This window comes from Dyadobacter sp. (genome assembly GCF_051859145.1).
Taxonomy (GTDB): domain Bacteria; phylum Bacteroidota; class Bacteroidia; order Cytophagales; family Spirosomataceae; genus Dyadobacter.
The window spans coordinates 1-475 of record NZ_JBHYGF010000094.1 but is presented as its reverse complement, the minus strand read 5'-3'; the positions used below and the strand labels follow the sequence as shown (position 1 = coordinate 475).

Genomic DNA, 475 nt, shown 5'->3' with positions numbered 1-475 from the left:
GGGATCCGGCGAAATGCTGGGGATTGCCAGGGAATGCCATCTGAAATTGCTGGAACTGACCGACGGAAAACAGGTATGTATGTCGGATTCCTTTTTAGGTTTCAGGCACGGGCCGCGGGCTTTTGTCAATGAAAATACGCTGCTGGTATACCTGTTTTCAAGAAACCCGCACATCCTGCGTTACGAGCGCGATCTGGTAGAAGATACTGCCAAAGACGCGAGGTCGATCAGGTCACTGCAAATCGGAAGCGGACTTGATCTGCCGAACAGCAATCAAATATCATTGGAAATGGATCCCGAAAACGAGTATCAAATGATCGCAGCCACCCTCGTGGGGCAATTGATGGGGTATTATAGTGCGCTGCACGCGGGGCTTAATCCCGATAGTCCGTCTGCCTCGGGCTCGATCAGCAGGGTAGTGCAGGGAGTGAATATATATCAGGAGTAAACCATGTCAAACGCGAAGTTACTGGTC

General features: G+C 50.9%; 1 pseudogene. It reads left to right on the top strand.

The annotated features are described in order from the left end of the window. Nucleotides 1-448 (top strand): annotated as a pseudogene (locus ACTIE6_RS07045) (SIS domain-containing protein); the annotation flags it as partial. Nucleotides 449-475: the final 27 nt, after the last annotated feature.